The sequence below is a fragment of the Halomonas sp. SIMBA_159 genome (genome assembly GCF_046536035.1).
GTDB lineage: Bacteria > Pseudomonadota > Gammaproteobacteria > Pseudomonadales > Halomonadaceae > Vreelandella > Vreelandella venusta_A.
In genome coordinates this window covers 1-279 of record NZ_JAWJBT010000391.1, presented here as the reverse complement: position 1 = coordinate 279, position 279 = coordinate 1, and the positions used below count along the sequence as shown (strand labels likewise).

The 279-nt window shown below is 61.6% G+C and carries 1 protein-coding gene; it reads right to left on the bottom strand.

All coding sequences use genetic code 11. The features are described from left to right. Nucleotides 1-279: hypothetical protein (locus R0J87_RS19740; protein WP_498888379.1), on the bottom strand; the 279-nt coding region annotated here is incomplete at both ends.

The window sequence follows — 279 nt, the reverse complement described above, 5'->3', positions numbered from 1 at the left end:
CCGTTTCATCACCGCTTCCGCGGCTCCTCGCGGCCCACCCGGCCAGTTCTCGATGATCCACACGATGTCGTATGCATCCTTGGGCTTGTCTCGTCCGACCAGCGCATCTTTCTTGGCGAGCAGAAACGCGAGCGGACCCGTCACGCGCAAGGGGATGGAGAGTTTGCCCTTGCCCTCGGGCAGAGTCACCGCACGCTCGACCGTTTCGACATCTTCGACGAGCACATTTCCTGCCTTCAGGCTGAGAGCAGACAGCTTCCCGCCGAAGTTGTGCTTCGC